The sequence below is a fragment of the Micromonospora sp. NPDC049048 genome, assembly GCF_043197615.1.
Classification (GTDB): Bacteria; Actinomycetota; Actinomycetes; order Mycobacteriales; family Micromonosporaceae; genus Micromonospora.
On record NZ_JBICTM010000012.1, the window covers coordinates 92,682 to 106,469 of the forward strand.

4 protein-coding genes (1 of these 4 cut by a window edge) are annotated in these 13,788 nt (G+C 73.5%); all 4 read right to left on the bottom strand.

Annotated features, from left to right (window positions below; genetic code table 11):
* Tightly spaced (each overlapping or abutting the next), the 4 genes in view from ACGFIG_RS29215 to ACGFIG_RS29230 form a layout consistent with a single transcriptional unit that may run on beyond the window.
* On the bottom strand, nucleotides 1-828 hold the full coding sequence (locus ACGFIG_RS29215; RefSeq protein WP_393008343.1) for an ABC transporter permease: 828 nt from the start codon (nucleotides 826-828) through the stop codon (nucleotides 1-3).
* On the bottom strand, nucleotides 825-1,676 hold the full coding sequence (locus tag ACGFIG_RS29220) for an ABC transporter ATP-binding protein (protein WP_393008345.1): 852 nt from the start codon (nucleotides 1,674-1,676) through the stop codon (nucleotides 825-827). The genes ACGFIG_RS29215 and ACGFIG_RS29220 overlap by 4 nt, the downstream gene beginning before the upstream one ends.
* Nucleotides 1,673-9,076, bottom strand: a complete 7,404-nt coding sequence (locus tag ACGFIG_RS29225; RefSeq protein WP_393008347.1) for an amino acid adenylation domain-containing protein — start codon at nucleotides 9,074-9,076, stop codon at nucleotides 1,673-1,675. Before ACGFIG_RS29225 ends, ACGFIG_RS29220 begins: the two co-directional genes overlap by 4 nt.
* Nucleotides 9,073-13,788: the 3' portion of an amino acid adenylation domain-containing protein gene (locus ACGFIG_RS29230; protein ID WP_393008349.1), read on the bottom strand. Its footprint extends 1,629 nt past the window's final position; only the last 4,716 of its 6,345 coding nucleotides appear in the window; the start codon falls outside the window, past its right edge — the gene reads right to left on this strand; its stop codon occupies nucleotides 9,073-9,075. Before ACGFIG_RS29230 ends, ACGFIG_RS29225 begins: the two co-directional genes overlap by 4 nt.

Consider the following 13,788-nt stretch of genomic DNA (forward strand, 5'->3'; position numbering starts at 1 on the left):
TCACTCGCGCCGCCGCAGGCCCCGCCGGACGACGGCCAGGCTCAGCAGCAGACCGACGACGCACCACAGTCCCAGGACCAGGGCCACCCGCCCCAGTTCCCAGGAGCCCGCCAGCTCCTGCGTCGCCATGGTGTCCGGCAGGAACGCCGCCCGGAACCCCTGGCCCATCCACTTCAGCGGGAACAGGGACGACAACGTGGTCAACGGCGCCGGCAGCACGGTGATCGGGGTGACGAAGATGCCCGAGGTGAAGACCAGGACGAGATAGGTCAGGTTCGCCGCCGCGCTCGCCCCCCGGACCGATCTGGCCAGCCCGCTCAGGACGATACCCAGCAACGAACACGCCGTGGCTCCCAACAGGAACACCCAGGCCAGGGTCAGCCAGGACCCGGCGTCCGCCGGCAGCGCCAGGTCGAACAGCAGCACGCCCGTGGCCACCATCAGCACCGCCTCGGTGACGCTGACCACCAGCACGAGAAACAGCTTGCCCAGCACGTACGCGGCCGGCGGGGCCGGCATCCCGCGCAACCGCTTCAGCGTCCCGTTGGCCTGGTCCTCAGCGATGCCCACAGCGAGAGTGACGAAGGTGGCGGAGGCGATGCCCGCCGCGATCATGCTCGCCGTGATGTGTTGACTCGCGGTCACCCCGGTGCCGGCGTACTCGGTGGAGAAGATCGATCCAAGCAGCACGAGCAGGACGATCGGCAGCGCGAACGTGAACAGCACCGTGTCGCGTTCCCGGAAGAAGGTCCTGATCTCCACGGCCCCACGGGCCAGCCCGAGCCGGCCCGTACGGGTCAACGGGACTGTCGTCGCCTGCGTGGTCACGGCTTGTTCCCTCCCACCAGGTCGAGATAGACGTCCTCCAGTCGGGGGCGGCTGACCGTCAGCCCGGGCACGGACGGCCCGAGCCGGGCGACCAGCTCGTTGACGAACGCCCCCGGGTCGGCCGTCCGGGCGCTGCGCGCCTCGGCGTTCTCCAGCCAGCTCACCGTGGCCTCCCCGCTCATCCGGCCGCCGAGCGTCGCCGGGTCACCGTCGGCGCGGACGACCCCGTCGGCGATCACCACCACGCGGTCCGCCAACGCCTCGGCCTCCTCCAGATAGTGGGTGGTCAGCAGCACGGTGGTGCCCTGCTCGTCCCGCAGGCCGCGGACCAGTTCCCAGAACTGCCGGCGCGCCTGCGGGTCGAACCCGGTGGTCGGCTCGTCGAGGAACAGCAGCCGCGGTCGGCCCACCACCCCGACGGCGACGTCGAGCCGACGCCGCTGGCCGCCCGAGAGGGTGCGGACCCGGCGCCCGGCCGCCTCCGCCAGGCCGACCTGCCGCAGCAGGTCGGTCGGATCGTGCGGGGACGGAAAGTAGCCGCCGAAGTGGCGCAGCGTCTCCAGCACCGTCAGCTCCCCCGCGTCGCTGGCCTCCTGAAGGACGATGCCGATGCCGTACCGCCAGGCCAACGGGGCTCGCCAGGGGTCCACGCCGAGCACGCGGACCTCGCCGGCGTCCCGCCGCCGGTGCCCCTCGAGGATCTCCACAGTCGTCGTCTTGCCGGCGCCGTTGGGCCCCAGCAACGCGACCACCTCACCTTCCTGGATGTCCAGGTCGATGCCGTCCAGCGCGACGACCGTGCCGTAGCTGCGCCGCAGGCCGCGCACCGTCACCACGGGGCTGGTCATGTGGCACGCACCTCCTCGGGGTGTCCCATGGCAGTCTCCTCAGGATGTCCGATGATGCCGGCGACGACCTTGCCGAGCCCCTCGATGTGGGGCGGCAGCATCGAGGTGATGTTGCCGCCTGATATCCGGTGCACCTCGACGCCGGCCGGCACCAGGCGACGCCACCGGCCGACGTAGCCCTCAGGCTCGAGACCGGCCAGGCTCTCGTGCGTGCCGTTGACGAGGTCGTCGCAGGTGAGCAGGTGCAGCGGTCCCTCGTACGGCTGGTACCGGTACGAGATCCGGGCCTCCATCTGCTGCCGCCACGACCGCACCGCCAGGGGCCAGACGTGGTCGAAATCGGGATCGCGCAGCGCGTCGTGGAAGCCCTCCACGACGATGCGCGGCAGCAGGCCGGCGATCTCCGCCCGCAGTTCGGCGGCGCGTCCGGGCGGCGGGTCCTGGGCGAGCTCCTGGTACGCCCGATCGCACCGGGCCAGCAGCCGGAGGTTCTCGCCGCCGTCGCCGGGGACGTCGGGCAGTTGGAGCACCGGGTCCTGGAGGATGAGCGTCACGCTCTCGCCCATCGCGCGCAGCCCTCGGGCCATCTCCCAGGCGATCGGCCCTCCGCCACACCAGCTGAAGAGGTGGTAGGGCCCCTGGGGCTGATCGGTACGCAGCTCGTCGAGGTAGCGCCGGGCCAGGTCCGCGGTCGAGCGGGCCGCCTCCCCCGGATCGAACAGACCGGGATGCTGGTACGCGACCACGTCCAGGCTCTCCGGCAGGTGCCGCGCCAGGTTCTCGTACCAGTGCGCGCTTCCCCCGCCCGGGTGCACGCAGTGCAGCACCGACCGGCTGCCGGTGCGGCGTACCCGGATCTGGCTGGAATCGGCCGTCCCGACCACGGACAGCACCTTCGCCCGCGGGTCGGGCGCCGGCCGGTCGGGCCCGGGGGACGCCGCCGGGACGGCGGGCCGCGAATCGGGCTGCTGCCCGGCACCGCCGGGGCCCGTACGGGCGGCCTCCGGCGCGGCGCCCTGCCGCCCGGCGAGCAGCTCGGCCAGGGCCGCCACCGTCCGCCGCACCAGGATGTCCGTCGGTGAGATGACCATGTCGAGCTGCCGGCCGAGCCGGATCGCGATCCGCATCGCCCCGAGCGAGTCCCCGCCGAGTTCCAGGTAGTCACGCTCGACGCTGACCTCGCCGCAGCCCAGCTCGCGCTGCCACACCCCGGCGATCGTCCGCTCCAGCGCGTTGCGCGCGGGGACGTGGTCCGCCGCCGTCCTGCCGTCGTCCTCCGGCCTGGGCAACGCCCGCCGGTCGATCTTGCCGCTCACGGTCATCGGGAACTCGGGCAACACGACGAAGTGCGCGGGAACCAGCAGCGCGGGCAGCTGGGCGCGGGCGTGCGCCCGCACCGCGTCGACGTCCCACTCGACGTCGGGGCGGGCCAGCAGGTACGCGGCCAGGCGCGGCGCGCCGTCGTCGGAGACCACGGTCACCGCCGCGGCCCGCACCGCGGGATGAGCCGACAGCACCCGCTCGATCTCGCCCGGCTCGATCCGGACCCCACTGATCTTCACCTGCTGGTCGAGCCGGCCCAGGTACTCGATGACGTCGCCGTCGAGCCACCGTACGAGGTCACCGGTCCGGTACAGCCGCCCACCGGGTGCACCGAACGGGTCCGGCACGAACCGGCTGGCGGTCTCGGCCGGTCGGCCCAGGTAGGACTGCGCGACACAGTGCCCGCCGAGATACAGCTCGCCCGGCACGCCGACCGGCACCGGGTTGAGGTCGACGTCGAGGACGTGGTTCGTCACGTTGTCGATCGGACGGCCGATCGGCACGCTCGTCGCCCCCGGGTGCGGCTGCGGGGCGACCTCGTACCAGGTGCAGGCGATGGATCCCTCGGTCGGCCCGTAGAGGTTGTACACCCTGGCGTCGGTCCGCTCGGCCAGGCGCCGGGCGGTCGACAGGGTGAACTTCTCCCCGAGCAGCATGACCTCACGCAGACAGGCGGGGATCCCCGGTACGGCGTCGAGGAACGCGTTCATCATCGACGGCACGAAGGCCGCATGGCTGACCTGGTGCCGCTCGATGAACGCGGCCAGACCCAGCGGGTCGAGGTGCAGCTTGTCGGGCGCCATCACCAGCGTCGCCCCGGCGACCAGCGGCCGGAAGATCTCGCCGACCGACACGTCGAAGGTGTAGGGGGTCTTCTGGACGACCCGGTCGCCACCGCGCAGGGGCAGCGCCCGTTGCAGCCAGTGCACGTAGTTGGCGGCGCCCAGGTGCGGCACGGCGACACCCTTCGGGCCGCCCGTGGACCCCGAGGTGAACAGGACGAAGGCGGGGTGGCCTCCGGTCACCTCGACCGGTGTCCGCTCCGGACCGCCCGGGCGGGGGCCGAGCACCGGCACGACGCCGGCCAGCACCTCGTGCAGCTCCTCGTCGGCCACCACCAGCGCGACGTCCGCGCCGACCAGCCGCTGCCGCAGCCGCGCCGCCGGATCGTCCGGATCGAGCGGCACGAACGCCGCACCCGACTGGAGGATCCCCAGCAGCACGGTCACCAGATGGACGCTGCGCCGCATGCAGACGGCGACCGGCCGGTCCGGCCCCGCCCCCGCCGCCGCCAGTCGCCGGGCGAGCGCCGTGGCGGCGGTGACGAGCTCCCGGTAGGTGAGCGTCCCGGTGGCGTCGCGGACCGCCTCGGCGTCCGGGGTCGCCGCCGCCTGCCGGAGGACGCCTCCGTGCAGCGTCGTCTCGGCCAGGGCGAGCGGCGCGGCCACCGGTCCGGACAGCCGCCGCGCGAGCTCGGCGCCGGAGAGCAGCGGCCCGGTGGCGGACGCGCCGACATCGGCGAGCATGTCGGTCAGCACCCGGTGGTACGCCTGCGCCAGCCAGTTCAGACGTTCCGGGCGTACCCGCTCCGGCATCGCGGTGAACATGACGTACCCGGGCAGGACGGTCACGGCCAGCGGGAACTCGTTGGGACTGTCGTCCTCGGTCTGGGTCGTCTGCACCGCCGTGTCGCGCAGCAGGTAGTAGTCGAGGAAGTTGAAGACCGCCTCGACCAGCGGCTGCGTCGTACCGGCCAGCGACTGGAGCCGGGGCAGCGGGAAACGCCGGTGGGGCAGCAGTGCGGTCTCCGCCTCGGCGGCGGCCCGGATCAGGTCCAGCCAGGTGCCGCGCGGGCGCTCGCCGACCACCGGCGGCGTGTTGAGGTACATCCCGAGCACCTCGTCACCGCCGCTGACCTCCGGGCGGCCGTTGCTCACCAGGCCGCACAGGAAGCCGTCCCCGGCGCTCAGGACGCTCATCGTCTTGAAGAACGCGGCCAGGTAGACGCTCTTCATCGGAACGCCGATCGCCGCGGCCAGTTCGCGCAGCCGGTCGACGTCGGTGCCGAGCGGCTGCGCCACCGTGTGGGGGGCACCGGATCCGGCCGCCCCCCACTCCTGCGGAAGGCGAAGTGTCTCGTACCGGTCCAGCACGCTGGTCCAGTACTCGCGGCTCTGCGGATCGGCGACCACCGCGCGTTCCATGGCGATGAAGTCCGCCCAGCGGCGCGCCGGCCGCTCCATCGACGGCGGCGTCCGCTGGTCCCGCACCGCCACGTAGCGGTCCATCAGCTCGCCGAGCAGCGAGTTGTGGCTCCAGCCGTCGAGGATGACGTGGCACTCCACCCAGGCCAGCACCCACCGGGTGCCACCGGTGCGGTACGCGAAGAGACGCCACAGCGGTGCCCGGTCCAGCACGACGGGAGCCAGCCGGTGCCGGGCGGCCTCCTCTCGGATGAGCAGCTCCTGCTCGGCCTCGTCGAGCCCGTCGAGGTCCTGCACCACCACCTCGGCCCGGGCCTCCGCGTGCACCAGTTGCAGCGGCTCGCCGTAGCTGGTGAGGTCGAAGGAGGTACGCAGCACGTCGTGCCGGACCACGACCTGCCGCACCGCGGTACGCAGGGCGGCGGCCGACAGCGGCTTACCGTCGTCGACGAAGTACAGCGTCACGTTCTGGTACGGCCGGCGTTCCTCGTCGGCCATCAGCTCGTAGAGCATGCCGGCCTGGACGTCCGACAACGGGTAGGCGTCGAGCACGTCCTCCGGGAGTTTCTCCCGGTCGGCGGCCGATATCTGCCCGAACTCCTCGGCCACCAGGTCGTCCGGCCGCTCGTCGAGGCACTGTCGGGCCACGGCGGCGACGGCGGCGACGGTGCGGTGCTGGAACAGGTCCTGCACGCTCACCGCCAGGCCAGCCTCGCGCAGCGCGCCGACCAGTCTGATGGCGCGCATCGAGTCGCCGCCGAGGGCGAAGAAGTCGTCCGCGCCGCCCACCTGTGGCACCTGGAGGACCTCGGCCCACACCCGCGCGACCAGGTGTTCCTCCGGGGTGCTGGGCGCGACGTACGCGGTGCTGGTCGTGCGGCCCTGCTCCGGGGCGGGCAGGGCGCGACGGTCGATCTTCCCGCTGCTGGTCCGGGGAAGTGCGTCCAGGGACACGAACCGGCCGGGCACCATCGCCGCCGGCAGCACTCCGGAGAGCCCGGCGCGGAGCCGGTCCGGCGTGGCGTCCGCGCCGTCGCGTGCCACGACGTAGGCGACCAGTTGGGCGGGCAGGTCCGCGGGCCGGTGCAGGGCGACCGCCGCCTCGGCGACCGCCGGGTGCTCCATCAGCCGTGCTTCGATCTCCCCCAGCTCGATCCGGACGCCGTGCAGCTTGACCTGCGCGTCGATGCGTTCGAGGAAGTCGATGGTCCCGTCGGCGCGCAGCCGGACCAGGTCGCCGGTGCGGTACATCCGCTCGCCCGGCACGGACGAGAACGGGTCCGGCACGAACCGCTCGGCGGTGGTGCCGGGCCGGTTGCGGTACCCGTGCGCCAGCCCGACGCCGGCCAGGTAGAGCTCACCGGGCCAGCCCACCGGCACCATCCGCAGCCGCTCGTCCAGGATGTGGACGCGGATGTTGCTGATCGGCGTGCCGATCGGCACGCCGGCGGTGTCGAGGGTGGCGAGCAGCCGCTCGTCGACCCGTTGGGCCGTGACGTCGACCGAGGCCTCCGTCGGGCCGTACAGGTTGTGCAACGCCGCCGACGACCAGGCCGCGAAGCGCCGGGCGGTGACGGCACGCAGCGCCTCGCCGCTACAGAACACGTGCCTGAGGCTGGGCGGCGCCTGCGCGACGACGGCCAGGAAGGCGTCGAGCATCGACGGCACGAAGTGCAGGTGCGTCACCGCCTCGGCCCGGATCAGGCGGTCCAGTTCCAGCGGGTCCCGGTGCACGCCCGGCGGTGTCACCACGATGGTCGCGCCCGTGATCAGCGGCCAGAAGAACTCCCACACGGCCACGTCGAAGGTGAACGGCGTCTTCTGCAACACCCGGTCGCCGGGTCGTAGCTGGTAGCTCTCCTGCATCCAGGTGAGCCGGTTGACTATCCCGCCGTGGTCGATGACCGCGCCCTTGGGGCGCCCGGTGGAACCGGAGGTGTAGATGACGTACGCCCGGTCGTGTGCGGTCAGTGCCGGAAGCTGCCCGTGGAGGTCGGTCGCCCCGTCTCCCGGTGCCACCGGAGGGACCACCGGCACGTCGCCGAAGGCGGCCGCGTGGTCGGCTCCGGCCACCACCGCGCGGACCTGGGCGTCGGTCGCCACCTCCGCCCGGCGCGCGGCCGGGTCCTCCGGGTCGAGGGGCAGGTAGGCGCCGCCGGACTTCAGGACCGCGAGCAGCGCGCAGACGAGTTCCGCGCTGCGGGGCAGGCAGACCCCGACGACGTCGCCCCGGCCGACGCCGTGCCGGCGCAGGGTGTGGGCCAGGGCGTCCGAGAGCTGGTCCAGCTCGCCGTAGCTCCAGCTGCGCCGCCCGTCCCGTACCGCGACCGCCGCCGGGTCCCGCCGGACGCGGTCCCGGACCAGCTCGTGCAGGGGGCTGTCGGGAACATCCCGGCGGGCGCCGGTCAGCACCGTCCGCAGCCGGTGGCGCTCAGCCTCGTCGAGGACGTCCAGCGCGCCGACCGACGCCCCCGGCGCGGTGACGGCGTGTTCCAGCAGGACGAGGTAACGGGTGACGAGCTCGTCGACGGTCCGCTCGTCGAACAGGGCGGTCGCGTAGTCGATCGCGCCGAACAGCCCGTCGGCGGTCCGCCGCAGCCCCATGCTCAGGTCGAGTTTCACGCCCCGTGGCGGGGTGGCGACGTCGACGACATCGAGGTCGTCGAAGCGGCCCGGCAGCCCTCCGTTCTCGTCCTCGAACAGGAACATCGTCGACACCAGCGGGTTGCGGGACAGGTCCCGCTCCGGCGCGACCGCGTCGACGACCCGGTCGAAGGGGATGTCCTGGTGGCTGACGGCGGCGTGCAGCGTGTCCCGCACCCGATCGACCAGCAGGTCGAAGCTGGGGTCACCGGAGCAGTCGCAGCGCAGCACCAGCGTGTTGAGGAAGGGACCGACGACGGCGTCCACTCCCGTCCGGGTCCGGCCGCTCACCGGCATGCCGACGGCGACGTCGTCCTGCCGCATCAGCCGGGCCAGCAGCGCGGCGAAACCGGCGAGCAGCACCACGTACGGCGTGGTCCGGTGCCGCTGGGCCAGCTCGGCGCAGGCCCGATCGACGTGCGCCGGCACCGCGAAGGTCACCCGGGCGCCGGCCGGATCCCGCGGGGTCGCGCGGGGCCGGTCGGCGGGCAGGTCGAGTTCGGTCAGCTCGGCCAGGGTGTCCTGCCACCACCGCAGACCGGCCTGTGCCTCCGCGGTGCCGAGGTGTCGCCGCTCCCACCTCGCGTGCTCGGCGAACTGTCCCGGCCGGGCAGGCTGCGGCGCCCCGGTCCGGGCCGCGTGGTAGAGCTCGGCGAGGTCGGCGCAGAGCAGTTGCACGGACCAACCGTCGCAGGCGATGTGGTGCAGGTGCGCGACGAGCACCTGTTCGTCGTCGCCCAACCGCACCAGGACCGCTCGCCAGACCGGGCCGGTGGCGAGGTCGAATCCGCGCCCGGCCTGGTCGGCCAGCAGGGCGGCGAGCCCGGCCTCGTCGGTGGTCACGACCGGCAGGTCGACCGGCGCGGGTGGATCGATCACCTGGACCGGCTCGCCGTCGCGCAGCTCGTACCTCGTCCGCAGGATGTCGTGCCGGGCGGCCAGGCCGGTCAACGCGACGCGCAGCGCCTCGACGTCGAGCACGCCGCGCAGCCGCAGCACGAGAGGCACCAGGTAGTCCACCCCGCCGGGCGCGAGTTGGTCCAGGAACCACATCCGGCGCTGCGCCGACGACAGTGGCGCCGGCCCGGTGTCGGTCACGCCGGCAGCGGCATCGGCGGCGGACCCGTCGTCGCGCCGCCGTACCCGGCCCGCGAGGCGTTGCGCCACCAGCCGGCGACGCAGTTCGGCCCCGCTGTCGGCTGCCGGACGTGGCCCCTCGGTGTCGCTCATCGTCTCTCCCCAGGCTCGTCCTGATCCAGCAGGAGCGCGGCCACCTCGTCCTCGGGCAGCGCGTCGACCTCGTCGACGACGAGCCGGGTGACCAGGTCCACCTGTTGCTCGACCGTCGTCGCCCCGAACAGGTCCCCCAGCGGGATGGTCACCGCGAAGAGGTCCTGGATGCGGGTACGGACCCGGGTGGCCAGCAGCGAGTTGCCGCCGATCGCGAAGAAGTCGGCGTCGTGCTCGACCGCGGGGAGACCGAGCACGGCGCACCAGATCTCGGCTATCAGCTCCTCGACGCTCGCCTCGGCGGATGCCTCCTCGGTGCGCTCGCCCTCGTCGTCGGCGGCGATCGGCGGGAGCGCCCGCAGGTCCACCTTCCCCGCCCCGGTCCTCGGCATCTCGGCGAGGAAGACCCAGTGCCGCGGGACCATCGCCTCCGGCAGCCGGGCCCGCAGGTACGCACCGAGATCGCGCGCGTCCGGTGGGGTGGCTTCGGCGGCCACGACGTAGCCGACGAGCTGGGTGGCGCCGTCCCGCGTCGCGGCGGTGACGCTCGCCGCCCGGATCCCCGGGTGGGTGAGCAGGCACGCCTCGACCTCGGCGGGCTCGACCCGGAAGCCGTTGATCTTCACCTGACGGTCCGCCCGGCCGTGGAAGTCCAGCACCCCGTCGGCGTTCCGGCTGACCACGTCACCCGTGCGGTACATCCGGGCCCCGGGCACCGTCGAGAACGGATCCGGCAGGAAGCGCTCGGCGGTCAGCGAGGGGCGTCCGTGGTAGCCCCGCGCGAGGCTGCCCCCCAGGAACAGCTCGCCCCGGACACCGGGCTGCGCCGGTCGCAGCCGCTCGTCGAGCACGTAGCCGACGGTGCGGCCCACCTCGGTGCCGATCGGCACCACCGCCCCGGGCGGCAGGCTGGCGGCACGCGCCTCGGTGACCTCGTGGAGGGTCGACGTGACGACGGTCTCGGTCGGCCCGTAACAGGCGATGAAGCGAGCGTCGATGCCGAGTTCGTGCCACCGGTGCACGTCCTCGGCGTACACCACGTCCGTGCCGATGTTGACCGCGCGCAGGGTGTCCAGCCGGCTGTCGGCCTTCACGACCCGGTCGAGCATGTCCCGCCACGCCATCGGCGGCAGGTCGAGGAAGGTGACCCGGGTGGCGGCGACCAGGTCGGGCAGGTCGGCAGGGCTCCACCCGCCGGCGGCGGCGAGCACCAGGGTCGCGCCCGACACCAGGGTCATGCCGAGGTGTTCCATCGCGACGTCCACGAAGGGCGGACTCGTCGTCAGGATCCGGTCGTCGGCGGCCAGCCCGTACCGCAGCGCCACGTCCTCGCAGTGGGCCAGGAACGCGCCGTGTTCCACCTGCACGCCCTTGGGCTCGCCGGTGGAGCCGGACGTGTGGATGACATACGCGAGCTGTCCGGCGACGACGGCGGCGCGGCGCTCTCCCCCGCCGTCGGTGGGCGCGGACGTCCGCAGGTCCTCCGGCACCAGCACCGCGGGGCCACCGGAGGGCACCAACCCGACGGCGTCCGGCGTCACCACCACGACGGCGGGTTCCAGCGACGCCACGATCGACGCCAGCCGCGCTCCGGGCCCGGCGACGTCGAGCGGGGCGTGCACACCGCCGGCCGCCATCACCGCCAGCGCGGTCACGATCAGGTCCAGGCCACGGGGAAGACAGACCGCGACGATCGACTCGGGCCCCACCCCGGCGGCACGCAGGCGGGCCGCCGCCACATCGACCCGCCGCGCCAACTCGCCGTAGCTGAGGCGGTCGCCGCCCTGCTCGACCGCGACGGCGTCCGGCCGCGCCGCCGCCTGACGCCGGAGCAGTTCGGGCAGGGTACGGACGGCCAGCCCGCCGACGGACGCGTCCGGATCGGTGGCGACCTGCTGGAGCAGCTGCCGGTAGCGGCGGATCAGCCGTTCGACGCTCGCCGGCCGGAAGAGGTCCGTCGAGTACTCGACGAGCCCCAGGTAACCACCGTCCGGCTCCTCGCTCAGCGTGACGGTGAGGTCGTAGATCGCCGTCGGCCACGGCAACGACAGCAGATCCAGCTGCTCCGGCAGGTCGGGCAGGTACGACGGCCGCGCCTGCCCCACCTCGAACATGATCTGGAACAGGGGATTACGGGAGCGGTCGCGGGCGATCCGCAGGCTGTCCAGGACACGGTCGAACGGGACGTCCTGATGCGCGTAGGCGGCCAGGGAGGTCTCCCGGGTGCGCCGCAGCACGGCCCGGAAGTCGTCGCCGGGGTCCACCTCGGTACGCAGCACGAGGATGTTCGCGAAGTAGCCGATGAGCCTCTCCACCGCCGGGTTGGTCCGACCGGCGACGGGTGCGCCGACGACGATCTCCCGGGTGCCGGTCAACTCCGCGAGCAGGCAGTTGAAGGCGGCCAGGAAGGTCATGAACGGGGTGGCGCCGAGTTGCTGCCCGACCTGCACGACCGGGGCGGCGACCGGGGCCGGCACCCGGAACACGTACAACGCGCCCCGGCCCTGCCACTGGGCGGGACGGGGCAGGTCGGTGGGGAGTTCGGTGGCGCGTGCCCCGTCGAGCTGCCGCCGCCAGTGTTCGAGCCCGCTGGCCGCCTGCGGGCCCTGCGACCAGGCCGACTGCCAGGCGGCGTAGTCGGCGTACTGGACGGCCGGTGCGGCGGCCGGGTCGGGGGACGACAGTTCGGCGGCGAGGATCTCCGTCGACACGCCGTCCCAGGCGATGTGGTGCACGAGCAGGACCAGCGACTGCCGGTCGGGGCCGGAGCGGACCAGTCGGGCGCGCAGGACCGGATCGGTGGCCAGGTCGAAGGGCCGCTGGGTCAGCTCCCTGATCTGCCGGGTCGCCGCGTCCTCGCCGGTGGCCTCGACGAGTTCGATCTCGACCGGGGCGGGCGGATCGACGACCTGGGTGAGCTGCTCGTCGACCATCTCGTAGCGGGTACGCAGGATCTCGTGCCGCTCGACCACGCGGGCGAGCGCGGCGCTCACCTCGGCCAGCGTCATCCGCGCCGGCAGCGGCACCACCACCGGCACCATCTGCTCCGGGCTGCCCGGACTCAGCTGCTCCGCCATCCACATCCGCTGCTGTCCGGCCGACAACGGCAGCAGCCCGGTCCTGGGCAGCACCTCGATCTCGGGTGCGGTGGTTCGACCCGCCGCGTCGTTCCCGCCGCCGGCCGCCGCCGCGTCCCGGCGCAGCAGGTCGGCCTGGGCGGCGACGGTGGTGGCCTGGTACAGCTGCGCCAGCGAGACGCCCGCACCGGTACGCGCCCGCAGCCGGGCCGCCAGCTCGCCGAGTTGCAGGGAGTGCCCACCGAGCGCGAAGAAGTCGTCGTGCCTGCCGACGGTGCCGGCGCTCGCCAGTACCGTGGCCCACTCCTGCGCGACGACCTGTTCCACCTCGTCGGTGGGCAACGCCCGCTCGCCGGGCGGCAACCCGTCCGGAATCCCGTTCAGCAGGGCGACCGCGTCGGTCTTGCCACTGGACGTGGCGGGTATCGCGTCCACCCGGACGAACAGCCCGGGCAGCATCGCCTCCGGCAGGGTCCGACGCAGGTGCGCCCGCAGCGCACCGGTCTCGATGGCGGCGTCGGTGACCAGGAACGCCACGAGCTGACGCCCCCCGTCGGGACGCGGACGCCCCAGCACGACAGCGGCCCGCACCAGGGGATGCGTCTCCAGCGCCCGCTCGACCTCGCCGGGCTCGACGCGGACACCGTTGATCTTGATCTGGTCGTCCGCCCGGCCCACGAACTCGAATTCCCCACCGGACCGTTGCCGCGCCAGGTCGCCGGTGTGGTACATCCGCGATCCGGGTGGCCCGTACGGGTCGGGCACGAACCGGGCGGCGGTCAGGTCGGGCCGCCCGACGTACCCCCGGCCGACGTTGACGCCACCGACGTAGAGCTGCCCGACGGCACCCCGGGGCACCAGTTCGCCGTCCCGCCCGAGCAGGACCGCCCGCAGCCCGTCCAGCGGGCTGCCGATCGGCACGGGTCCCCGGCGCTGCTCCTGCGGCCACCGGTACGCGGTCACGTCGATCGCGCACTCGGTGGGTCCGTACGTGTTGACGACCGTGACGTCGACCCGGTCGCGGACCTGCGCACACAACTCACCGGTGAGCGGCTCGCCGGCGCTGAACAGCAGCCGCAGCGAGGTGCAGTCGGCCCATCCGTCGACGGCGAGCAACCGCCGCAGCACCGAGGGCACCACCTGGAGCACGGTCACCGCCCCCTCGGCGACCGCGCGCAGCATCACCGCCGCGTCACGCGGCGCGTCGGGCGGGGCGACGACCACGGTGCCGCCACTGATCAGCGGGCCGAACATCTCCCAGCCCGCGGCGTCGAAGGTCAGCGCCGTCTTCTGCAGCACCCGGTCGCCCGCGCCGAGTCCGAGCCGGTTGACCGGCCACCAGACCCGGTTGGCGATGCCGCCGTGGGTGACGACCACGCCCTTGGGCCGCCCGGTCGAGCCGGAGGTGTACATCACGTACGCCGCGTGTTCCGCCGCAAGCCGGACCTGGGGGAACGGGACGCCGCGCGCTGATCCGTCCACCGTGAGGATTGTGACTCCGAGCTCCGCCAACCGTCCGGTGTCGGCCGGGGCCGCGAGCAGGGTCCGTACGCCCGCGTCGGCGACGATCGTCTCGATGCGCGCCCGCGGGTGCTCGGGGTCGAGCGGGACGTAGCAGCCCCCGGCCCGCCAGAC